Consider the following 22,706-nt stretch of genomic DNA (forward strand, 5'->3'; position numbering starts at 1 on the left):
CGTCAGCCCTTCGCCTTCTCGAGCTGCCCGGTGACGGTCTCCAGCAGCTCGGCCCAGGACTTGTCGAACTTCTCCACGCCCTCGTCCTCCAGCGTGCGGAAGACGTCCGGGATGTCGATGCCCACCGCGGCGAGCTTGTCGAACACCTCCTGCGCCTGCGCGCCGGTGCCGGTGACCTTGTCGCCCTCGACCTTGGCGTGGTCGGCGGCGGCGAGCAGCGTCTTCTCCGGCATGGTGTTGACCGTGCCGGCCACGACGAGCTGGTCGACGTAGCGGGTGTCCGAGTACGACGGGTCCTTCACGCCGGTGGAGGCCCACAGCGGGCGCTGCGGCCGGGCGCCCGCGGCGGCCAGCGCCTGCCAGCGGTCGGTGGCGAACAGCTCCTCGTAGGCGGCGAAGGCGAGGCGGGCGTTGGCGATGGCGGCCTCGCCGCGCAGCGCCTTGGCCTCGTCGGTGCCGATCGCGTCCAGCCGCTTGTCGATCTCACTGTCCACACGGGACACGAAGAACGAGGCGACCGACTCGATCGTCGCGAGGTCGTGGCCGTTGGCCTTGGCCTGCTCCAGCCCGGCGAAGAACGCCTCGATCACCTTGCGGTAGCGCTCGACCGAGAAGATCAGCGTGACGTTGACGCTGATGCCCTCGGCCAGGGTCTTGGTGATCGCGGGCAGGCCCTCCTCGGTGGCCGGGATCTTCACGAGGATGTTCGGCCGGTCGACGGTCTTCCACAGGTCCTGCGCCTCGGCGGCCGTCTTGTCGGCGTCGCGGGCCAGGCGCGGGTCGACCTCGATCGACACGCGGCCGTCCACCCCGTTCGTGCGGGTGTAGACGTCGCGGAACAGGTCCGCGGCGTTGCGCACGTCGGTGGTGGTCAGCTCGCGGACGGCGGCGTGGACGTCCGCGCCGCGGGCGGCCAGCTCGCGGACCTGGGCGTCGTAGGACTCGCCGTCCGCCAGCGCGTTGGCGAAGATCGTCGGGTTGGTGGTCACGCCGGTGACGTGACGGTCGCGGATGAGCTCGGCCAGGTTGCCGGAGTTCAGCCGTTCGCGCGACAGGTCGTCGAGCCAGATGGACACGCCGGCCTGCGACAGCTGAGCAAGGTTGTCGCTCATGACTTCATCCCCTTTGCGGTGATTCAGGAGTTCTTGGTCTTGGCGAGCGAGCGGCGCGCGGCGTCGACCACGGCGTCGGCGGTGAACCCGAACTCGCGGAACAGGGTCTGGTAGTCGGCCGAGGCCCCGAAGTGCTCGATCGAGACGATCTCACCGGCGTCGCCGACCCAGCGGTACCACGGCTGCGCGATGCCGGCCTCGACCGACACGCGGGCCTTCACCCCGCTGGGCAGGACCGACTCGCGGTACGCCTCGTCCTGCGCCTCGAACCACTCGACGCACGGCACCGACACGACCCGGGTGGGCACGCCGTCGGCCTCGAGCGTCTTGCGGGCCTCGACGGCCAGCTGGACCTCCGAACCGGTCGCCATCAACACGACCTCCGGAGTGCCGGAGGAGGCGTCGGCGAGCACGTAGGCGCCCTTGGCGACCTTGTCCGCCGCGGTGCCCTCGAGCACCGGGACGTTCTGGCGGGTCAGCGCCAGGCCCGACGGGTGGCGCTTGTCCTCCAGCGCGGCCTTCCACGCGCCCGCGGTCTCGTTGGCGTCCGCGGGCCGGACCACGTTCAGGCCCGGGATGGCGCGCAGCGAGGCCAGGTGCTCGATCGGCTGGTGCGTCGGGCCGTCCTCGCCGAGGCCGATCGAGTCGTGCGTCCACACGTAGATGACCGGCGCGTGCATCAGCGCGGCCAGCCGCACCGGCGGGCGCATGTAGTCGCTGAACACCAGGAAGGTGGCGCCGTAGGGCCGGGTGCCGCCGTGCAGCGCGATGCCGTTGAGGATCGAGCCCATGGCGTGCTCGCGGACACCGAAGTGCAGCGTGCGGCCGTAGGGGTTGGCCTGCCACATGCCGGTGGAGGCCTTCTCCGGGCCGAACGAGTCGGCGCCCTTCATGGTGGTGTTGTTGCTCTCGGCCAGGTCGGCCGAACCGCCCCACAGCTCCGGCAGCACGTCGGCCAGCGCGTTGAGCACCTCGCCGGAGGCCTTGCGGGTCGCGATGCCCTTGGCGTCGGGCTCCCAGCTCGGCAGCTTCTCGGCCCAGCCCTCGGGCAGGTCGCGGGTGGCCAGCCGGTCGGCGAGCTTCTTGCGCTCCGGGTTGGCGGCGGCCCACGCGTCGAAGCGCTCCTGCCACGCGGCGCGCTCCTGCTTGCCGCGGTCCAGTGCCTTGCGCGTGTGCGCGATCACCTCGTCGTCGACCTGGAAGCTGCGCTCCGGGTCGAAGCCGAGGATCTCCTTGACCGCGGCGACCTCCTCGGCGCCCAGCGCGGCGCCGTGCGCCTTGCCGGTGTTCATCTTGTTCGGCGCCGGGTAGCCGATCACGGTGCGGAGCAGGATGAACGACGGGCGGGTGGTCTCCGCCTTGGCGGCCGCGATGGCCTCCTCGATCGCGACGACGTCCTCGCCGCCCTCGACGACCTGGACGTGCCAGCCGTAGGCCTCGTACCGCTTCGCGGTGTCCTCGGACAGCGCGATGTTGGTGTCGTCCTCGATCGAGATCTTGTTGTCGTCGTAGATGACGACCAGGTTGCCCAGCTCCTGGCGGCCCGCGATGGACGACGCCTCGGAGGTCACGCCCTCCTCGATGTCGCCGTCTGAGGCGATCACGAAGATGTGGTGGTCGAAGATGCTCTCGCCGGGCGCGGCGTCCGGGTCGAGCAGGCCGCGCTCGCGGCGGGCGGCCATCGCCATGCCGACCGCGTTGGCCAGGCCCTGGCCGAGCGGGCCGGTGGTGGTCTCCACGCCCTTGGTGTGCTGGTACTCCGGGTGGCCCGGGGTCTGCGAGCCCCACTTGCGCAGCTGCTTGAGGTCCTCGAGCTCGAGGCCGTAGCCGGCGAGGTACAGCTGGATGTAGAGCGTCAGGCTGGAGTGCCCGGCGGACAGGACGAACCGGTCACGCGCCGGCCACTCCGGGTCGCTCGGGTCGTGGCGCATGATCCGCTGGAAGAGCGAGTACGCCACCGGCGCCAGGCTCATCGCGGTGCCGGGGTGACCGCTGCCGCAGTTCTCGACCGCGTCGGCGGCCAGCACCCGGACGGTGTCGACCGCACGGGTGTCGAGGTCGGTCCAGTCGGCGGGCAGGTTCCGCCGCAGCAGTGGGTTGTTCTCGCTGATGGAGGCGATATCGGACACTGAACTCGAACTCCCCGTCCTTCTCGGTGGCAACTCTTCTGTTCGTGGGGGTCTTCGCGCGCGCAGGCTCCACTCATCTCAATCGATCCCGAAGAGACGATATTCCTGCTAGCGGGCGTGCGCACGACCACAAGCGCAACCCCCGGCGCCAGCCTAGTAGGTCGGGTACCCGGCGCCTCCGGGGCCGACACACGCGGCTGGCCCACCCCGGTGCGCGCGGGGTGCGAACCCGGCGATTACGATCGGTTGCGGTGCCGGGCTGCCCCGGTGCCCCCGAATCTGACTCAGGGAGCGGAATTGTCGTTGGTGAACGCTGCGCACGGGCGCAGTGACAGCACCAGCGCTGTCGACCCCGGAGGCGAGCGCCCGCGTGGTCTGCGGCGCGTGAGCCGGATCGTCGGCGCCTACGTCGCCCTGACCAAGCCTCAGGTCATCGAGCTGCTGCTGGTCACCACCATCCCGGCGATGTTCCTCGCCGCGCGCACGATCCCGTCGCCGTGGCTGATCCTGGCGACGCTGGTCGGCGGCACCATGGCCGCGGGCAGCGCGAACGCGCTGAACTGCGTCATCGACGCCGACATCGACAAGGTGATGAACCGGACGAAGCGGCGCCCGCTGGTCCGCGACTCGGTGCCGCGGCGCAACGCGCTGGTGTTCGCGCTGGCGCTGGGCGCCGGTTCGTTCGCGATGCTGTACTTCACGGTGAACCTGCTGGCCGCCGTGCTGGCGATCGCGACGATCCTGTTCTACATCTTCGTGTACACGCTGGTGCTCAAGCGGCGCACGGCGCAGAACGTGGTGTGGGGCGGCGCGGCGGGCTGCATGCCGGTGGTGATCGGCTGGGCCGCGGTCACCGGCACGGTGCAGTGGCCCGCGTTCGTGATGTTCGCCGTCATCTTCTTCTGGACGCCGCCGCACACCTGGGCGCTGGCCATGAAGTACCGCGACGACTACGAGCGCGCCGGCGTGCCGATGCTGCCGGTGGTCGCCACGCCGGAGCACGTGGCCCGCCAGATCCTCATCTACTCGTGGGTGATGGTCGGCTGGACGCTGCTCCTGCTGCCCGCGACGAGCTGGCTGTACGCGAGCTTCGCGGTGCTGGCCGGGTCCTGGTTCCTCTTCTACGCGCACCGCCTCTACTCGGGCGTCAAGCGCGGCGTGGAGACCAAGCCGATGGCCCTGTTCCATCGGTCGAACACGTACCTGATGATCCTGTTCTGCGCGCTCGCGGTCGACTCGGCGATCGGTCTGCCCACGCTCGGCCTGCCGTTCTGACGCGCGGCCGGGAATCTTCCGGCGCTCGCCTTCGTTGGGTTCCAGGCCGACTTGTCACCCGATGCCGAAAGCAGGTTGCTCTTGTCCGTGGCTGAGGACCGGGAACCCCAGAACACGACCGACCTTCAGCACGAGCAGGACTACGTGTCCATGCTCTACCGCAGGCTCGACGCCGAGCGCACCACCGCCGAGCGGCGCCTGGAGCGGGCGCTGCGCTCGCACGGCGAAACCCCGCAGGAGAGCGCCGAGCGGGACGCCGCCAGCAGCCTCCACCACGAGCGGCTCGCGCAGCTCGGCTCCGTCGAGCAGGGCCTGTGCTTCGGCAGGCTCGACTTCCACGACGAACAGGCGCCCGCCTACATCGGGCGGCTCGGCCTGTTCGACGAGGAGGGCGACTACGAGCCGCTGCTGCTGGACTGGCGCGCGCCGGCCGCGCGGCCGTTCTACCTGGCCACCGCCGCCTCGCCGGAGGGCGTGCGGCGCCGCAGGCACATCCGCACGCTGAGCCGCAAGGTCGTCGGTCTCGACGACGAGATCCTCGACCTGCGCGCCGTCGACGGGCAGCAGGCCGACCTGGGCCTGGCAGGCGAGGCCGCCCTGCTGGCCGCGCTGGAGCGCAAGCGCACGGGTGAGATGAGCGACATCGTCGCCACCATCCAGGCCGAGCAGGACGACATCATCCGCGACGACCTCGGCGGCGTCGTCGTGGTCCAGGGCGGGCCGGGCACCGGCAAGACCGCCGTGGCCCTGCACCGGGCCGCCTACCTCCTCTACACCTACCGCCAGCAGCTCGCCTCCCGCGGCGTGCTCGTGGTCGGGCCGAACAGCACGTTCCTGCACTACATCGGCCAGGTCCTGCCGTCGCTGGGCGAGACCGGGGTGCTGCTGTCCACGATCGGGCAGCTGTTCCCCGGCATCCGGGCGCGCGGCGCGGACAGCCGCGCGGCGGCCGAGGTCAAGGGCAGGCTGGCCATGGTCGACGTGCTCACCAGGGCCGTCGCCGACCGCCAGCGGGTGCCGGAGGAGCGGTTCGAGGTCGCCTTCGACGACGACGTGCTGGTGCTCGACCGCGCGGTCGTCGAGCGGGCGCGCGCCAAGGCCCGGCGCACCCGCCGCCCGCACAACCTGGCGCGCCGCGTCTTCGTCGACGCGATGCTGGACGCGCTGACCGAGCGGGCCGCGGTGCGCATGGAGGTCGACCTCTTCGAGGGGGTCCCCGACATCCCGCTCGCCGAGGGCGAAGACGCCGACGCGCCGGTGCTGGACGCGGGGGACCGGGTCGAGATCCGCAAGGAGCTCGCCGAATCCGAGACCGTCGCCGCTGCGATCGACGAGCTGTGGCCGAAGATCACGCCGCAGCGGCTGCTGCGCGACCTGTTCGCCGAGCCGGACCGCCTGCTGTCCGCGTCCGAGGGGCTGCTCTCCGACGCCGATCGCGCGGCGCTGAAGCGCCCGGCCCGCTCGCCCTGGACGCCGGGCGACGTGCCGCTGCTCGACGAGCTGGCCGAGCTGCTCGGCGAGGACGACGAGGCCGAGCGCGCCGCGCGCGAGCGGCGCGAGCGCGAGGAGCGCGCCTACGCCGAAGGTGTGCTCGACATCATGGACCAGGACGAGGAGCTCCTGGACGAGGACCAGATCAACATCGCCGACATCCTGGACGCCGAGCTGTTCGCCGAGCGGCAGGAACGCAGCAGCCACCTGACCGCGGCGCAGCGCGCGGCCCGCGACCGCACCTGGACGTTCGGGCACGTCATCGTCGACGAGGCGCAGGAGCTCTCGGCGATGGACTGGCGGCTGCTGATGCGCCGCTGCCCGAGCCGGTCGATGACCGTCGTCGGGGACGTCGCCCAGACCGGCGCGCCGGGCGGGGCGTCGTCGTGGCGGGACATGCTCGGCCACTACGTCGGGGACCGCTGGCGGCTGCGTGAGCTGACCGTCAACTACCGGACCCCGGTGGAGATCATGAACCGCGCCGCCGAGGCGCTGCGCGAGGTGGACCCGGACCTGCGGGTGCCGACGTCGGTGCGGGAAACCGGTGTCGAGCCGTGGGGCGCGCCGCTCGGCGAGCGCCCGCTGGCGTCCATCGTGGACGAAGAGGTGGCTGCCGCGGACGGCGGCACGGTCGCGGTGCTGGTCCCGGCCGCCAGGCTGGGCGCGGTCCGGTCCGAACTGGACGGTCACGGCGACGCGGTGTCGGTGCTCACCGTCGCCGAGGCCAAGGGGCTCGAGTTCGACGGTGTCGTGGTGCTGGCGCCGGAGGAGATCGTGGCGGAGTCGCCGCGCGGCTGGAACGACCTCTACGTCGCCTACACCCGTGCCACGCAACGGCTCGGCATCTTGTACTCCGCCGGACGGCCGACGTCAACGCCCGGTTAAGGTGTCGCCATGCGTAACGCTGGCAAGATCGTGCTCGCGGCGGCAGCCGCCCTCGCTCTCGGGGCCTGCGCGCCCGACCAGGAACCGTCGTCCTTCCCGCCCGGAGGCGGCCCGACCTACCCGGCTCCCGAGCCGGCGGGGGCGTCCGCGAGCGCTTCGGCGGGGCACGACACGGGCAGCGCCGCGCACGAGTGCACCGCGGACGACATCACCGTGACCGGTGACTTCGGCGCCAAGCCGACGATCACGATCCCGGACACCTGCAGCGCGCCGACCAGGCTGCTGACGAAGGACCTGAAGCCGGGTACCGGCGCCACCGCCCACGCGGGCAGCACGCTGCAGATGGACTACGACCTGGTGACCTGGTCGGACAAGGTCGACCAGCAGAACTCGTTCGGCTCGGCGCCGTTCTCGTTCGCGCTGGGCGAGGGCACCGCCATCCCGGGCTGGGACCAGGGGCTGGAAGGCATCAAGCAGGGCGGCCGCCGCCTGCTGGTCATCCCGCCGGACCTCGGTTACGGCGCCCGCGGCAACGGCCCGATCAAGCCGAACGAGACGCTCGTCTTCGTCGTCGACGCGGTCCAGGTCGCCGGCTGACGCCCGGTGGCAGCCGCGGGGGAGCCTGACCGGCGGCAGCCGGGCTCGTCCCTCGCGGCGGGCTCGGCGGGCAGGAACGCCGCCCGGATCGGAGGCTGACCCATGGACGTCCGCGGAGCGGTCGCGGTGGTCACCGGCGCCTCGTCGGGCATCGGGGCGGCCACCGCGCTCCGGCTGCACGAGGCAGGTGCTCGCCTCGTGCTGCACGGGCGTGACGGCGACCGGCTGGACGCGCTCGCGGAGCGCACCGGCGGCGTCGCCGTCCGCGCCGACTTCGCCGAGCCCGGCGCGGTCGAGGCCGCCGCGGAGGAGATCGCCGCGCGGGCCGGGCGGGTGGACGTTCTCGTCAACAACGCCGGGATGGGCTACGCCGGCCCCGTGTCCGGCATGTCCGGTGCCGACGTGCGGCGGTTGCTCTCCGTGAACTTCGCCGCACCCGTCGAACTGACCCGTGCCCTGCTGCCCGCGCTGCTCGACCGGCCCAGGGCGGCGGTGGTCTTCGTCACATCCATCGCGGGCCGGGCCGGGGTGGCGGGGGAGTCGGTGTACTCGGCGACCAAGGCGGGGGTGGACGTTTTCGCCGAGAGCCTGCGGCTGGAACTGGCCGGTACCGGGGTGCGGGTCGGGGTGGTCGTGCCCGGGGTGGTGGACACCGAGTTCTTCGCCCGCCGCGGCCGTCCCTACCAGCGGCGCAGCCCCAGGCCGGTGCCCGCGGACAAGGTGGCCGCGGCGGTGCTGGCGGCGATCACGGCGGACCGGGCCGAGCAGTACGTGCCGCGCTGGCTGAGATTGCCAATTGCGGTGCGGGGGACCGTGCCCTCGGTGTACCGTGCACTATCTGCCCGGTTCGGGGGTTCGGACTGAGTTCCCGGAATCTTTCCGCCACTGGAAGCGCTGACAAGTGACGTGTTAGTCCCGGTATTCCTCGGATTCGCCGCGGCGTTCCTGTTCGCGGCGTCAGCCGCGCTGCAGCGACGCGCGGTGATCGAGGTTGCCGACAGTGACGTCGAGGGGCGCGCCGCGCGACATCGCGTCCCCGTACTGTGGCTGATCCGCAAGCTGTTGCGCAAGAGGGTGTGGCTCGCGGGATGGGCCACGAACCTGTTGGGCTTTTTCAGCCAGGCCGCCGCGTTGCACTTCGGGTCGATCGCGCTCGTGCAGCCGCTGCTGGTCACCGAACTGCTCTTCGCGCTGCCGATGGCCTCGGCCGCGATCCGCCGCTGGCCGCCGCTGCGGGACTGGCTGGCCGGGCTCGCCATCACCGGCGGGGTGGTGGTGTTCCTCGCGGTCGAGGGCACCGCGCCGCTGGGCGGGTCGCCGGACCAGGGCCGCCTGCTGATCGCGGTGCTGATCGCCGCGGCCACCGTCGTCACCCTCGTGCAGGTCGCCCAGAACCGGGGCCCGCTGCTGCACAGCGCGCTCATCGCCACCGCGGCAGGCATCTGCTACGCGATCAGCGCGGCCATGATGAAGGTGACCACCGACCTGCTGTTGAACGAGGGTGTCGCTCACACCGCGCTCACCTGGCCGGGGTACGTGCTGGCGCTGTCGACCTTCTCCGGGCTGCTGCTCGGGCAGCAGGCGTACGGGTCGGGTTCGCTGTCCGCGGCGATCGCCGTGATGTCCATCGTGAACCCCGCGGCCAGCTATTTCCTGGGACTACTGGCGTTCAACGCGACGCTGGTGACCGAGCCGGGCCCGCTCGCGGCGACCGCCGGCGCGGCCCTGTTGTTGATCCTCGGCGTGTTCGGGCTCGCGCACTCGCCGAGCGTGCAGGCGGAGACGACCCGGTCGGCCCAACACGGGGTTTATCCCGGAAGTGGTAAATTCTCGGGAACCGTTCCCTCCCGGTCCCGTTCTTCGGACTCCTTCGCTCAGGATTAATTCAGGTATCCGGCGTAGGTTTCGGGCCCGGCGGGCGGTGGAACCTACAGAGCCTGTCGAGAGTGCGCTGCCCCCGCGCACCCAGGGCAGACCCTTGGAGGCTGGAGCCCGTGCACCACCGAGCGTCGTCCGGCGACCGCCATTTGGTGATCGAAATACCGCACCTGCGGAAAACGATCAAGGATGCGGCGATCCTGTTGCTGGAAACGGTCGTCGTCCCGTCGGTTCTGCTGGCGTTGTTGTTGCATTTCGTCGGCCTGGTCCCCGCGCTGTGCGCGGTTCTGGGCTGGGCGGCCGTCGTGATCGGCGCGCGCCGCCTGATGAAGCGCGACATGCCCCGCACACTGCTGCTGTGCACGGCGATGCTGGTCGGACGCGCGGCGTTCGCGCTGGTCACGTCCAGTGCGGTGGTGTACGTGCTGCAACCGGCCGTCGGCTCGGTGCTGATGTTCCTGATCTTCGTCGGCAGCGCGATGATCGGGCGCCCCATCACGGCGCGCCTGGCGAAGGACTTCGTGCGGCTGCCCGCGGAGCTGTTCAAGCACCGCACGGTGAACCGCGTGTTCATCGAGGTGGCACTGCTCTGGGGCGGCTCGCGGCTCATCGACGCCGCGATGACCATCGGGTTCCTGCACTGGGGCGTCGAGGCGGGCCTGATGTCGCGCGGCATCCTCAGCGGGCTGCTCACCGCGCTGACCGTCGCGGCCTGCGTGGGCCACGGATGGCGCAAACTCCGCCGCGACGGCGTGACGCTCCGGCTGGCCGGCCGCCACAGCCCCGCACCGGCTGCCGCCTGACGCCGCCGTCCGCTCGGGGGCAGTTCGGCGCTCCCGCGGACGAGCCGCGCCGGTGCGCGAGAGCCGCGCGCTCGGGTGGGTGAGGCCCACCCGCCCGCGGGCGAGGTTGCCGGGCGAGAGGCCCCGCGCCCTGTGGGCGAGCCGCATGCCCGGGCAAGGCCTGGCGCCCCTGTCGGCGAGCGCACGCTCCCACCGCGAGCTCCACCGGCGCGAGAGGGCCACGCGCGCGAGAGCCCGCGCTCCAGCGGCCGAGCCCCACGCCCCAGGGTGCCGAGCGCCGTGCCCCCGCCCGCGAGTTCCGCGTTCCCGCACGCACGCGCTCCGCGCGCGAGCCCCACGCCCCCGCGCGAGCCCCACGCCCCCGCGCGAGCCCCACGCCCCCGCGTGAGCCCCACGCCCCCGCGCCAGCTCCCCGCTCCTGCGGCCGAGCCCCGCGCTCCAGGGTGCGAGCCCCGCGCCCCCTCGCGGCAGCCCCGAGCCCACCCCCATTGTGCGGGCCACGGTCCGCCCGGCGGTACCCGGTCAAGCCGCCGCGCCGGGGCCGGGCAGCAGGTCGACGTCCTGGGCGTGCATTGCCTCGCCGCAGTGGTCGCAGCGCAGTCCGGCGCCGCTGACCGACCCGCACGTCCGGTGCCGGTACACCACCGGCGGCCCGGCCTCGCCCGCCAGCCACCGGTCGCCCCAGTGCGCCATCGCCATCAGGACCTCCACGAGCTCCGCGCCCCGCTCCGTCAGCACGTACTCGTAGCGCGGCCGCCGGTCGTACGGCCGTCGCTCCAGCACCCCGCGCTCCACCAGGTGGTTCAGCCGCTCGGTCAGCACCTTCCGCGAGATGCCCAGGTCGGCCTGGATCTGCTCGAACCGGGTCATCCCCGCCCACACGTCCCGCAGCACCAGCGGTGACCACGGCTCCCCGATGACGTCCAGCGTGCGCGCGATCGAGCACGCCATCCCGCCGAAGTTCGTCCGCTGCATGGACCCGACTCTAGCAATTGGGGTTCCCTGAAGGAACTCAGACTGCTACCGTCGGAGTCTCTTGAAGGAACCCCGTAAGGAGCGCCGAGAGGAGCAAGGTCATCGCCGCCCACGCCGTCTCCGTCGACGGCTTCATCACCGGCCGCGACCCGCGCCCCGGCCACGGCCTCGGCGACGGCGGGATGCTGTTCGACTGGTACTTCGACGGCGACACCCCGAGTGGCGTCTTCGACGGCTTCCGGCTGAGCGAGCCCAGCGCCCGGGTGTTCGACGCACTCGCCGGCCGGGTGGGCGCCATCGTCGCCGGGCGCACCACCTACGAGGACTCCGACCGCTTCGGCGGCGGCAGCCCGCACCCGAAGGCGCGGCTCGTCGTTCTCACCCACCGGCCCGCGGAAACCAGCACCCGGCAGACCCTCGTCACCACCGGGATCGAGGACGCGATCGCCCAGGCCCGCGACGCCGCAGGCGGCCGGGACGTCGGCCTCATGGGCGGTGGCGTGGTGACCTCGGCGCTCGCGGCCGGCCTCGTCGACGAGATCGTCCTCCACCAGGTCCCGGTCCTGCTGGGCGCGGGACGGCCCTACTTCCGGGAACTGCCCGCGCACGTGCGGCTCCGCCTCGTCGAAGCCGTCCCGGCGCCGGGCGTCACCCACCTGCACTACGCGGTCGAGCGGTGATTCGCGCGAGCGCTCCGGCCACGAAGCGTGGTATATGACGGTGTGCTCACCGTCGGTTCCACCTCACGGTCCCCGGTGGTCCCGGACGCCCGCGCGGCGGCCGTCCAGCGTCCGGGCTGGTGGGGTGAACTGCTGCTCGGGCTCGGCTTGTTCGGGATCTACCTGCTGGTCGAGGCGTTCCCGCTGCCGGGCCGCGAACCGCGGGCGCACGCCAACGGCGAAGCGCTGCTGGCGTTCGAACGCTGGATGCACCTGGACTTCGAGCTCCCGGTCAACCTGTGGCTCGCCGAGCAGGGCTGGATCCGCGTCTTCGCCAACTACGAGTACGCGATCACCTACATCGCGAGCGCGATCATCCTGCTGATCTGGGTGCACGCCCGGCACCCGGTCCACTACCGCTCGGTGCGCAACAGCTTCGTCTGGCTCAACCTGTTCGCGCTCGCCTGCTTCTGGCTCTACCCGGTCGCGCCGCCGCGGATGCTCGACGGCGCCGGGTTCGTCGACACCGTGCGGCTCGGGAACACGTTCCTGTCCTGGGGCTCGCCGATGCTCCAGGGGGCCAACCAGCTGGCCGCGATGCCGTCCCTGCACGTCGGGTGGGCGCTGTGGGTCTCGGTGGTCCTCGCGCGCATCCGCGGCGGCTGGGTCGTGCAGATCGTCAGCGCGGTGCACGTCGCCATCACGTTCGCGGTCATCATCGCCACCGGCAACCACTACTGGATCGACGCGGCCGCCGCCGTGGTGTTCATCGCCGCGGCCACCTGGCTCGCGCAGGTCGCCCGGCCGGTCGACCGGGTGTCCGCCTCCGACACGTTCTTCCTGCACGTCGAGACCCCGGCGTACCCGCAGCACGTCGGCGGGCTCATCATGCTCGACACCACCGCCCACCCCGCCGGGCCGACCCGGGAGTGGGTGCAGCAGGCCATCCGCGACAAACTGCCCGCGATGCCCCGCTACGCGCAGCGCCTGTCGGACTACTCGCCCTGGCGCCGCCAGCACTGGGTGCCGCACCCGGACATCGACTGGGACTGGCACGTCCCCGACTTCGACCTGACCCGCCCGGACGGCACGCCCGGTGGCATGGGGGAGCTGCACAAGCTCGTCGCGCGGTTCCAGAGCGAGCCGCTGCCGCGGGACCGGCCGCTGTGGCGGTTCGCCGTCGTGCGCGGCGTGGAGGAGAACACCGCGGCGGTGATTTCGCTGGTGCACCACGCGGTGGCGGACGGCATCGGCACGATCAGCCTGATGCTGGAGCTGTTCGACTCGCCCAGCCTGCTCGAGGGGCTCAACGAAACCAAGCGGCCCAACGCCCTGCAGAAGGCCGCCGCGGGCGCCGTCGGCCTGGCGCAGCTGGCCACCGACGGGCGCCCCAAGACGCGGCTGCCCGCGGGCGACCCGCCGGACCGTCGCTACGCCACCCTGCAAATCCCGCTCGACGACGTGCGTGAGCTGGCGCGCAAGCACGGCGTGCGGGTCACCGACCTGCTGCTGGGCGGGGTGGCCGGCGCGCTGCGGCGGGTCGCGGTGGCGCCGCTGCCGGAGTCGATGCTGACCTCGGTCACGTTGATGGCCGCCGAGCCGCGGCCCGGCGCGGAGGGCAACGTCACCGCCGCGGTCATGGTGGACATCCCGCTGGGGGACATGCCCGAAGCCGAGCGCCTGAAGAGGATCGCCAAGGCCACCAAGCGGTTGCGCACCGGCACGAGGGTCATCGCGTCCCGGTTCGTGCAGCACACGCTGGCCGGGCTGATGCCGGCGTTCTTCCACCGCTGGTTCGCCCGGACCGTCTACAACGAACGGTTCTTCAACGGCACCGTGTCCAACATGCCCGGTGCCGCGTGGCAGGTGGACTTCGGCGACTTCCCGCTGCGCACGGCGTTCGCCATCATTCCGCTCGCGCCGGGCACCCCGTTCACCATCGGCGTGCTGGGGTGGTACGGATCGTTCTCCATGAGCGCCACCGTGGACGCGGCGCTGGTGGACAGCGTGGACGGCTTCCTCGCCGAATTCCGCGCGGTGCTGGCGGAACTGGACTGACGCGTCACACGTCGCCGGGGTCCGAAGTGCCCCAGGCGAGCGCGAGGGTGAGGCGGCGGCGGTTGTCCGGATCGTCCAGGCTCTCGCCGAACAGCTCGCGCAACTGGGCCATCCGGTAGCGCACCGTTTGCGGGTGTATGTGCAGTTCCTCCGCCATGGCGCGGCGGTCGCCGAGGTGCCGCAGCCAGCAGGCGAGCGTCTCGCACAACCGCTTGCGCGTCACCGGCCCGAGGTGCGCCAGCGGAGCGAGACACTGGTGGCGCATCGCGTCGAAGAGCTTCGCGTCGCGGTGCACGATGATCGAGTCCAGGTGCTCGTCCACGAACACCGGATCGTCCTCCAGCACGTGCGTGCGGCGCAGCTGCGCGGCCAGCTCGGCGACGTGCATGCTGGCCGGCAGGCGTTCCAGCGGCACCGCGTGCCCGACCACCGCGCCCGCGCCGCGCAACGCCGACGCCAGCCGCTCCCGCCGCTGCGGTCCGTCCGGATCGGGCACGATGGCGCAGACCAGCCGCTGCCGCCGGACGTGCAGCGACGAGTTCCCGAGCCGCCCCAGCAGCGCGCTGCCGACCGGATTGTCCGGCTCCACCAGGACGACCGCCGCCTGCCGCGGCAGCGGCCAGTCCACCCTGGCCGCGGCGGCGCGGATCGCGGCGGAATCGGATCGGTCGGACAGCAGCATGTCCGCCAGCTCGTCGCGCAACCGCTCCCGCATCGCGGCGGATTCGGACTGCTCCAGCACGTAACCGCGAGCCGACGCCGAGGACAGCTGGTCCACGAAGATGAACACCGCCTCGGCCAGCGAGGCGAACATGTCGGAGGGGACACCGACCTCGAGCGCGACCTCGGCGACGTGGTGCCACGCCACCCGCGCGCCGATCTGGTAGGCCGACAGCAGGCTCGTCAGATCGCGGCCCTGCTGCCACTGCGCCCGCCCGATCTCCTCGAACAGCGGCTGCTCGCCGAACCGGTCCGCGCCGTGGTCGGTGATGCCGGACAGCTCCGCGATGTCCCATTTGGCCATCCGCAGCAGCCGCTGCAGGAACATGTTGGCGGAGACCAGGACCTCGTCCCGTTCGGTGACGATGAACTCCGCGTAGTCCGGCCAGTGCTCGTTCAGCAGCCGCGCCACGTCGTCCAGCATGCGCGGCAACCGTTCCGAGGTCGCCTTCGCCAGATCCGCCAGCGTGCCGTCGCTGGTCTCCGTTCGTCTGCCCGCCATGTCGTGGACCCCCACTCGCCTGCCCGCGTGCCGTCCATCGTCCGGGTCAATACTGTCAGCTCGTGACAACCGTGGCTTCTCCATTTTTGTTTCCGGAGCGAAGAATCGAACGCGGCCGCGGAGTGATTATGAGGCGATGGCTCCCGCACCCCCTGGTCCCGGCACGGTCGGCGACCGCGTGCTGCGTGAAAAGGAGCGGGCCGAGAACTTTCCGGTAGCACTGCGGATACTTCCCCGTGACCTGCGCGCGGACCTGGTGGCGGTGTACGACGTCGCCCGGGTCATCGACGATCTGGGTGATGAGTCAGCAATCGAGGACCGCACGCCCGGGTTATTGCGATTCCAGCGCGATCTGGAACGCGCCTTTCGGGGGGATCAACCACACGAACGGGTATTGCGTGATCTTCTTCCCGCGATTCACCGGCGGGATCTGGAACTCGACCCGTTCAATCGCCTCGTGCGGGCGAACCTCCAGGACCAGCGAGTCGCGTCCTACGCCACGCAGGCCGAACTGGAGGACTACTGCGTGCTCTCCGCCGATCCGGTCGGGCGGATCGTGCTGCGCGTCTTCGGCGTGCGCGACCCGGTCGCCGAGCGCCTGTCCGACCGGGTGTGCACCGCGCTCCAGCTGATCGAGCACTGCCAGGACGTGGCCGAGGACCGCCGCAACGGGCGGGTCTACCTGCCGCGAACCGGCCTGGCCGCGTTCGGCGCCACCGAGGCCGACCTGGACGCCACCACGACGAGCCGCCCGGTGCGGCTGGCCGTCGCCGCCCAGACCGCCCGCGCGCTCGACCTCCTCACCGAGGGCGCGGCGCTGCTGGACCGCCTGCACGGCTGGGCGCGGCTCGCCGTGGCCGGCTACATCGCCGGGGGGCTGGCCACCCTCGACGCGCTGCGCCGCGCCCGCTGGGACGTCCTGGCAGGCACCCCGCGCCCGCGCAAGACCGACGTCCTGGCGCACCTGACCGCCCTGCTGGTGCGCCCGTCCGCCCATGTCCGACGGATCCGGGAAGGTGGTCGGCTCACATGACGACACCCACGATCGACCAGGCCTACGCCACCTGCGAGGACATCACCAGGACGGAGGCCCGCAACTTCTACTGGGGCATCCGGCTGCTCACCCGTCAGCGCCGGTCGGCGCTGTGCGCGGTGTACGCGCTGGCGCGGCGCGTCGACGACATCGGCGACGGCGACCTGCCGGTCGAGGAGAAGGCCGCGCAGCTGGAGATCGTGCGCAAGGAGCTGGCCGCGCTCGACCGCAGCACCGACCCGGTGATGGTCGCGGTCGCCGACGCCGCCCACCGCTACCCGGTGCCGCTGGAGGCGTTCGAGGAGCTGCTCGACGGCGTGTGGATGGACATCGAGGGCCGCCGCTACGGCACCTTCGACGAGCTGACCGAGTACTGCCGGTGCGTGGCCGGGTCGATCGGGCGGCTGTGCCTGGGCGTGTTCGGGCACAAACCGCACCCGCAGGCCGCCCGCTACGCCGACGCGCTCGGAATCGCCCTGCAGCAGACGAACATCCTCCGCGACATCCGCGAAGACCTCCTGGGCGGCCGGATCTACCTGCCGAAGGAGGACCTCGACGCGTTCGGGGTCGAGCTGCGGATCACCGACGGCGCGCTGGCCGACCCGGACGGCGGCCTGGCGAACCTCATCCGGCACAGCGCGGCCCGCGCCCGCGAGTGGTACGCCGACGGCATGCGGCTGGGCCCGCTGCTGGATCGCCGCAGCGGCGCGTGCTGCCTGGCGATGGCCGGCATCTACCGGCAGCTGCTGGAACGGATCGCCGACGACCCCGCCGCGGTGTACGACAAGCGTCTTTCCTTGTCCGGCAGGGAAAAGCTGGGCGTGGCGGTCCGCGCGCTGGGCGGGCGGGCGGCATGAGGCAGCGGGTCGCGGTCGTCGGTGGCGGTCTCGCCGGGATCACCGCGGCCCTGCGCTGCGCCGACGCCGGGCACGAGGTGACGCTGCTGGAGTCCCGCGGCCTGCTGGGCGGCCTGACGCACTCGTTCACCCGCGGCGGCCTGCACGTCGACAACGGGCAGCACGTGTTCCTCCGCTGCTGCACCGCGTACGTGAATCTCTTGCGGCGGCTCGGGGTGATGGACCGCGTGCACCTCCAGCCGCGGCTGGAGATCCCGGTGCGCTCGCCGCGGCTGCGCCGTCCGGTGTGGCTGCGCCGCAACCCGTTGCCCGCGCCGCTGCACCTCGCGGACTCGGTGCTGCGCTACACCCCGCTCGGCCTCGGCGACCGGATGCGCTTCGCCGGCGCCGCGCTCGCGCTGAAGTCGGTCGACCCGGCCGCGCCCAGCTCCGACCGGCGCACGTTCGGCGAATGGCTGTCCGCGCACGGGCAGAGCCGTGAGGCGATCACCAAACTCTGGGACCTGGTGGGCATCGCGACGCTGAACGCCCCCGCGGAGCGGGCGTCGCTCGGCTTGGCCGCGACCGTCTTCCAGGTGGGCCTGCTGACCGACGCGGACGCGGCCGACATCGGCTGGGCCACCGTCCCGCTGCGGCGGCTGCACGGCGAGCCCGCGCTGGCCCGGCTGACCGAGGCGGGCGTCACCGTCCGGCTCAACGCCAAGGTGACCGGGCTGTCCCGTGCGGACGGCTCCTGGCGGATCGGGACCGGCGAGCCGGTCGAGGCCGACCAGGTCGTGCTGGCCGTGCCGCCCCCGGTCGCGGCGAAACTGCTGCCCGCGGGCGCGGTCCGGCTGCCCGCGGACTTCGCCGACGCGCTGGGCAGCTCGCCGATCGTCAACGCGCACGTCGTCCTCGACCGCCCGGTCACGGACGAGCCGTTCTTCGCCGTCGTGGACTCGCCGCTGCAGTGGGTGTTCGACCGCACCACCTCCGCCGGCCTCGACCGCGGCCAGTACCTCGCGATCTCGCTGTCCGCGGCCGAGGAGGAGATCGACCTGCCGGTGCGGGCGCTGCGGGAACGCTTGCTGCCCGCGCTGCGCGAAGTGCTGCCCGCCGCACGCGACGCGGAGGTGCTCGACTTCTTCGTGACACGAGAACGGCACGCCACGTTCCGTCCCGCGCCGGGCAGCGCGGGGCTGCGCCCACAGGCCCGCACCCGCGCCCCGGGGCTGGTTCTGGCCGGCGCGTGGACCGCCACCGGGTGGCCGGCGACCATGGAAGGCGCCGTGCGCAGCGGTGAGGCGGCCGCCCAAGCCGTGCTCGGGACCCCCGCGGGGGCGCCGGGCCGATCGGAAGGGATACCCGCATGACCGCTGTACTCGATTCCCTGCAGCAGGGCAGGCAGGCCGTCCTGCCCGCGATGCGGGCCGCCGTCGACCGGCTCGACCCGGCCAGCCGCGCCATCGCCTACTACCACCTCGGCTGGACCGACCTGGACGGCAACCCGACCTCCGGCGGCGGCAAGGCCGTGCGTCCCGCGCTGGCGCTGCTGTCCGCCGAGGCCGCGGGCGCGCCACCGGCCACCGGGCTGCCCGGCGCGGTCGCGGTGGAGCTGGTGCACAACTTCTCGCTGTTGCACGACGACCTGATGGACGGCGACACCGAGCGGCGGCACCGGCCGACCGTGTGGGCGGTGCGCGGCGCGGCCAGCGCCATCCTCACCGGCGACGCGATGCTCGCCCTGGCCAACGAGGTCCTGCTGGACGCCGAGGGACCGGGCGCGGTCGCCGCGGCGCGCCTGCTGTCCGAGGCGGTCGGCGAGCTGATCCGCGGCCAGGTCCTCGACGTGGCCTTCGAGCAGCGCGACGACGTCACCCTCGACGAGTGCCTGGACATGGCGGGCGGCAAGACCGGCGCGCTGCTGTCGGCCAGCTCCGCGATCGGTGCCGTGCTCGCCTGCGCGCCCGCCCGCACGGTCGAGGCGCTCGCCGGGTTCGGCGCCGACCTGGGCCTGGCCTTCCAGCTGGTCGACGACGTGCTCGGAATCTGGGGCGAGCCGTCGGTCACCGGCAAGCCGGTGCACTCCGACCTGCGAGCCCGCAAGAAGAGCCTGCCGGTCACCTACGCCGTCACCCACGGCGGCGCGCCCGGCCGGGAGCTGGCCGCGTGGCTGACCGGCGGCGACGTCGCCGACGACGCGGCCGTGCGCCGCGCCGCCGACCTGGTCGACCTGGCCGGCGGGCGGGCGTGGGCGCTGGAGGAAGCCCACCGCCGGATGGCGGCGGGACGGCAGAAGCTCGAGGACGCCGAGGTCCCGGGACGGGTGCGCGAGGAGCTGCTGGCCCTCGCGCGGTTCATCGTGACCAGGGAGGCCTGAATGACGCAGACCGCGGACCCGGCGGCCAGATCCGCCGCCGGCGCCGCCGAGACGCTGGACCGTGCGGTCGCCCACCTCAAGGGGCTGCAACGCGACGGCGGCTGGTGGAAGGGCGAGCTGCAGACCAACGTCACCATGGACGCCGAGGACCTGCTGATGCGGGAGTTCCTCGGCATCCGCACCGCGCGTGAGACCGAGGAGGCCGCGCGCTGGATCCGCTCGCAGCAGCGCGCGGACGGCACCTGGGCCACCTTCCACGGCGGCCCCGGCGACCTGTCGACCACGCTGGAGGCGTGGGTCGCGCTGCGGCTGGCCGGGGACTCGCCGGACGAGCCGCACATGCGGCGGGCGGCGGAGTTCGTCCGCGCGGGCGGCGGGGTCGAGGCCAGCCGCGTGTTCACCCGGATCTGGCTGGCGCTGTTCGGGCTGTGGTCGTGGGACGACCTGCCGAACATGCCGCCCGAGCTGGTGCTGCTGCCGTCCTGGGTGCCGCTCAACGTCTACGACTGGGGCTGCTGGGCGCGGCAGACCGTGGTGCCGCTGACCGTGGTCAGCACCCTGCGGCCGGTCCGCCCGCTGCCGTTCGGCATCGACGAGCTGCGCACCGGCGTGAAGCGCGGCGGCGGGCTCGTCGCGCCGTGGACCTGGTCCGGCGCCTTCCACTACCTCGACAAGGCCCTGCACCTCTACGCCAAGGTCGCGGTCAAGCCGGTGCGGGAGTTCGCGATGCGGCAGGCCGCGGAGTGGATCCTGGCCAGGCAGGAGGCCGACGGCGGGTGGGGCGGCATCCAGCCGCCGTGGGTGTACTCCCTGCTCGCGCTGCACCTGCTCGGCTACTCGCTGGACCACCCGGCGATGCGCGCGGGCCTGCAGGGGCTGGAGGGGTTCCTGATCCGCGAGGAGACGCCCGAGGGCACCGTGCGGCGGCTGGAGGCCTGCCAGTCGCCGGTGTGGGACACCGCGCTGGCGATCACCGCGCTGCTGGACGCGGGCGCGCCCGCCGACGACCCGCACGTGCTCAAGGCCGTCGACTGGATGCTCGGCGAGGAGATCACCGTGCGCGGCGACTGGGCCGTGCGACGGCCCGACCTCGACCCGGGCGGCTGGGCGTTCGAGTTCGCCAACGACCTCTACCCGGACACCGACGACACCGCCGAGGTCGTGCTCGGCCTGCGCCGCGTCGCGCACCCGGACCGGGAGCGGCTGTCCGGGGCGCTGGACCGGGCCGTGGCGTGGGTGACCGGCATGCAGTCCCGCGACGGCGGTTGGGGCGCGTTCGACGCCGACAACACCCAGGAACTGACCACCAAGCTGCCGTTCTGCGACTTCGGCGCGGTCATCGACCCGCCGTCCGCGGACGTCACCGCGCACGTGGTCGAGATGCTGGCCAAGGAGGGCAGGGCGGGCAGCCGGGAGTGCCGCCGCGGCGTGAAGTGGTTGCTGGACCACCAGGAACCCGACGGGTCTTGGTTCGGCCGCTGGGGCGCCAACTACGTCTACGGCACCGGCGCCGTCTTGCCCGCACTCGTCGAGGCCGGGGTGCCGGCGTCGGCCACCGCGATCCGGCGGGCGGTGCGGTGGCTGGCCGAGCACCAGAACGCCGACGGCGGGTGGGGCGAGGACCTGCGGTCCTACCGCGACCCGTCGTGGGCCGGGCGCGGCGACTCGACCGCGTCGCAGACCGCGTGGGCGCTGCTGGCGCTGCTCGCGGCGGGGGAGCGGGACTCGGAGGTGACCGCGCGCGGCGTGCGGTGGCTGGCGCAGACCCAGCGCGCCGACGGCACCTGGGACGAGCCGCAGTTCACCGGCACCGGCTTCCCCGGCGACTTCTACATCAACTACCACCTGTACCGGCTGGTGTTCCCGGTGACCGCGCTCGGCCGGTACCTGGAACGGTCATGACCGGCGTCGTGGTCGCGCCGATGCGCGTCGAGGCCTCCGCGCTGCGGACGCCGGGCCTGGTGGTGCTGCGCGGCGGGATGGGCCCGCGCCGCGCGGCGGAATCGGCGCAGCGGCTGGCCGAGGCCGGACGGCCGGTTCTGGTCGCCGGGGTCGGCGGGGCGCTCGTGCCGGAGGTGCGGCCGGGCGACCTGGTGGTGGCGACCGAGATCGACGGCCCGGACGGGCGGGTGCCGCTGCACTCGGCGCCGGTGCTCGCCGCGGCGCTGCGGCGGCTCGGGCTGACCGTCCACCTCGGACCGATCGCGTCCGCGCCCTCCGTCGTGGACGGTGCGGAACGGGCCAGGTACGCGCGAAACGGCGCGCTGGCTGTCGACATGGAGTCCGCGGAGTTCGCGTCGCTGCCCGGTCCGGTCGCGGTCGTTCGGACCATTGTGGACACTCCGGATCAGCCGCTGTGGCGGCCGGGCACGGTGCTGCGTGGCCTGAGCGGACTGCGGTCGCTGCGGGCCGCGGTCCCGGCGCTGCGCGAGTGGTGCGAGGCGGCGGGGGAGGGCGAACTGCTGCTCGCCAGCCCGCGCTCGTTCTGCGCCGGCGTCGAGCGCGCCATCGAGATCGTCGAGCGGGCGCTGGAGCGGTACGGCGCGCCGGTCTACGTGCGCCGCCAGGTGGTGCACAACGCGCACGTGGTGCGGCGGCTGGAGGCGCTGGGCGCGGTGTTCGTGCAGGAGGTCGAGGAGGTGCCGCGCGGCGCGACGACGGTGCTGGCCGCGCACGGCGTCGCCCCGGCCGTGCGGGCCGCGGCGCAGGCACGGGACCTGCGCGTGATCGACGCGACCTGCCCGCTGGTCATGAAGGTGCACACCGAGGTCAAGCGCTACACCGGACGCGGCGACACGGTGTTCCTCATCGGGCACGCCGACCACGAGGAGGTCGAGGGCACGGTCGGGGAGGCGCCGGAGCGGATCGTGGTGGTCGAGGACGCCGAAGCGGCCGCGCACGTGCGGGCGCCCGAGGGCGGCGTGGCCTACGCGATGCAGACCACGCTGGCCGTGGACGAGGCCGACGAGATCGCCTCGGTGCTGCGCTCGCGGTTCCCCGGGATCGAGGGCCCGCGACGCGACGACATCTGTTACGCCACCACCAACCGCCAGCGCGCGGTGACGGCGGTGGCCGAGGAGGCGGACCTCGTTCTCGTGGTCGGCTCGGCGAACTCGTCCAACTCGGTGCGCCTGGTGGAAGTGGCGCGGCGGCGGGGGACCAGGGCCAGGCTCGTCGACGACGTGTCCGAAGTGGACCTGTGCTGGCTGGCCGGGGTGAAGCGGATCGGGATCACCGCGGGCGCCTCGGCCCCACCGGACCTGGTGGCGGAGCTGGTGCGGTGCCTTCGCGGGCTGGGCAGGTCGACGGTGACCGAGCGCGCGGAGGCCGATGAAGACGTGGTTTTCACACTACCCCGGGAGGTGAGCTAGAC

The 22,706-nt window shown here is 72.8% G+C and carries 18 protein-coding genes; 14 read left to right on the plus strand and 4 right to left on the minus strand.

Features of this window, described 5'->3' with window-relative positions; all coding sequences use genetic code 11:
* Positions 1-2: 2 nt before the first annotated feature.
* Together tal and tkt are read right to left on the minus strand one after the other, a co-directional pair.
* Complete coding sequence (gene tal / locus L2C96_RS33200; protein WP_237339000.1) at positions 3-1,112, minus strand: transaldolase; 1,110 nt, start codon at positions 1,110-1,112, stop codon at positions 3-5.
* A gap of 23 nt (positions 1,113-1,135) precedes the next feature.
* Positions 1,136-3,241 (minus strand): transketolase, encoded by a 2,106-nt coding sequence (gene tkt, locus L2C96_RS33205; protein WP_020421290.1) that lies wholly within the window; start codon positions 3,239-3,241, stop codon positions 1,136-1,138.
* A 297-nt stretch (positions 3,242-3,538) separates the two neighbouring features.
* Here tkt and L2C96_RS33210 point away from each other — a divergent pair, with 297 nt between their 5' ends.
* The 6 genes from L2C96_RS33210 to L2C96_RS33235 all read left to right on the plus strand — a co-directional run bounded on the left by L2C96_RS33210 (position 3,539) and on the right by L2C96_RS33235 (position 10,170).
* Complete coding sequence (locus L2C96_RS33210; RefSeq protein WP_027936336.1) at positions 3,539-4,516, plus strand: heme o synthase; 978 nt, start codon at positions 3,539-3,541, stop codon at positions 4,514-4,516.
* An 87-nt stretch (positions 4,517-4,603) separates the two neighbouring features.
* Positions 4,604-6,892: an AAA family ATPase gene (locus L2C96_RS33215; protein ID WP_237339021.1), complete on the plus strand. Its 2,289-nt coding sequence runs from the start codon at positions 4,604-4,606 to the stop codon at positions 6,890-6,892.
* A gap of 9 nt (positions 6,893-6,901) precedes the next feature.
* Complete coding sequence (locus L2C96_RS33220; protein WP_020421287.1) at positions 6,902-7,489, plus strand: FKBP-type peptidyl-prolyl cis-trans isomerase; 588 nt, start codon at positions 6,902-6,904, stop codon at positions 7,487-7,489.
* A gap of 102 nt (positions 7,490-7,591) precedes the next feature.
* A complete protein-coding gene (locus tag L2C96_RS33225; protein WP_020421286.1) occupies positions 7,592-8,353 on the plus strand; it encodes an SDR family NAD(P)-dependent oxidoreductase in 762 nt (253 codons plus the stop codon).
* Between the two features lie 42 nt (positions 8,354-8,395).
* Positions 8,396-9,373 carry a DMT family transporter gene (locus tag L2C96_RS33230; protein WP_020421285.1) on the plus strand — a complete coding sequence of 326 codons (978 nt, stop codon included), beginning with the start codon at positions 8,396-8,398 and terminating at the stop codon, positions 9,371-9,373.
* Between the two features lie 146 nt (positions 9,374-9,519).
* Positions 9,520-10,170, plus strand: coding sequence for a DUF3159 domain-containing protein (locus L2C96_RS33235; RefSeq protein WP_020421284.1), 651 nt, complete (start codon positions 9,520-9,522; stop codon positions 10,168-10,170).
* A 522-nt stretch (positions 10,171-10,692) separates the two neighbouring features.
* Here L2C96_RS33235 and L2C96_RS33240 read toward each other — a convergent pair.
* Positions 10,693-11,145 carry a winged helix-turn-helix transcriptional regulator gene (locus L2C96_RS33240; protein WP_237339001.1) on the minus strand — a complete coding sequence of 151 codons (453 nt, stop codon included), beginning with the start codon at positions 11,143-11,145 and terminating at the stop codon, positions 10,693-10,695.
* Between the two features lie 101 nt (positions 11,146-11,246).
* Between L2C96_RS33240 and L2C96_RS33245 the strand changes: the two genes are divergently transcribed.
* Positions 11,247-11,825, plus strand: a complete 579-nt coding sequence (locus tag L2C96_RS33245; protein WP_237339022.1) for a dihydrofolate reductase family protein — start codon at positions 11,247-11,249, stop codon at positions 11,823-11,825.
* Between the two features lie 75 nt (positions 11,826-11,900).
* Positions 11,901-13,862 carry a bifunctional phosphatase PAP2/O-acyltransferase family protein gene (locus tag L2C96_RS33250; RefSeq protein WP_237339002.1) on the plus strand — a complete coding sequence of 654 codons (1,962 nt, stop codon included), beginning with the start codon at positions 11,901-11,903 and terminating at the stop codon, positions 13,860-13,862.
* Positions 13,863-13,866: 4 nt separating this feature from the next.
* On the opposite strand, the gene L2C96_RS33255 is transcribed toward L2C96_RS33250, so the two are convergent.
* A complete protein-coding gene (locus L2C96_RS33255) occupies positions 13,867-15,084 on the minus strand; it encodes a PucR family transcriptional regulator (RefSeq protein WP_235716248.1) in 1,218 nt (405 codons plus the stop codon).
* A 136-nt stretch (positions 15,085-15,220) separates the two neighbouring features.
* On the opposite strand from L2C96_RS33255, the gene hpnC reads away from it, so the two are divergent.
* Genes hpnC through ispH form a run of 6 tightly spaced genes read left to right on the plus strand, consistent with a single transcriptional unit; the run spans position 15,221 to position 22,704 of the window.
* Positions 15,221-16,117, plus strand: a complete 897-nt coding sequence (hpnC, locus tag L2C96_RS33260; RefSeq protein WP_084506185.1) for a squalene synthase HpnC — start codon at positions 15,221-15,223, stop codon at positions 16,115-16,117.
* Positions 16,114-16,974 carry a presqualene diphosphate synthase HpnD gene (gene hpnD, locus L2C96_RS33265; protein ID WP_237339003.1) on the plus strand — a complete coding sequence of 287 codons (861 nt, stop codon included), beginning with the start codon at positions 16,114-16,116 and terminating at the stop codon, positions 16,972-16,974. Before hpnC ends, hpnD begins: the two co-directional genes overlap by 4 nt.
* Positions 16,971-18,326 (plus strand): hydroxysqualene dehydroxylase HpnE, encoded by a 1,356-nt coding sequence (hpnE, locus tag L2C96_RS33270; protein WP_237339004.1) that lies wholly within the window; start codon positions 16,971-16,973, stop codon positions 18,324-18,326. Before hpnD ends, hpnE begins: the two co-directional genes overlap by 4 nt.
* Positions 18,323-19,333: a polyprenyl synthetase family protein gene (locus tag L2C96_RS33275; protein WP_020421277.1), complete on the plus strand. Its 1,011-nt coding sequence runs from the start codon at positions 18,323-18,325 to the stop codon at positions 19,331-19,333. Before hpnE ends, L2C96_RS33275 begins: the two co-directional genes overlap by 4 nt.
* Complete coding sequence (gene shc / locus L2C96_RS33280) at positions 19,334-21,235, plus strand: squalene--hopene cyclase (RefSeq protein ID WP_237339005.1); 1,902 nt, start codon at positions 19,334-19,336, stop codon at positions 21,233-21,235. It begins immediately after the preceding gene.
* Entirely contained in the window at positions 21,232-22,704 is a 1,473-nt protein-coding gene (gene ispH / locus L2C96_RS33285) for a 4-hydroxy-3-methylbut-2-enyl diphosphate reductase (RefSeq protein ID WP_237339006.1), read from the plus strand. Before shc ends, ispH begins: the two co-directional genes overlap by 4 nt.
* The last annotated feature ends 2 nt before the right edge of the window (positions 22,705-22,706 follow it).

Origin of the sequence: Amycolatopsis tucumanensis, from assembly GCF_021654135.1 — a bacterium.
Taxonomy (GTDB): domain Bacteria; phylum Actinomycetota; class Actinomycetes; order Mycobacteriales; family Pseudonocardiaceae; genus Amycolatopsis_E; species Amycolatopsis_E tucumanensis.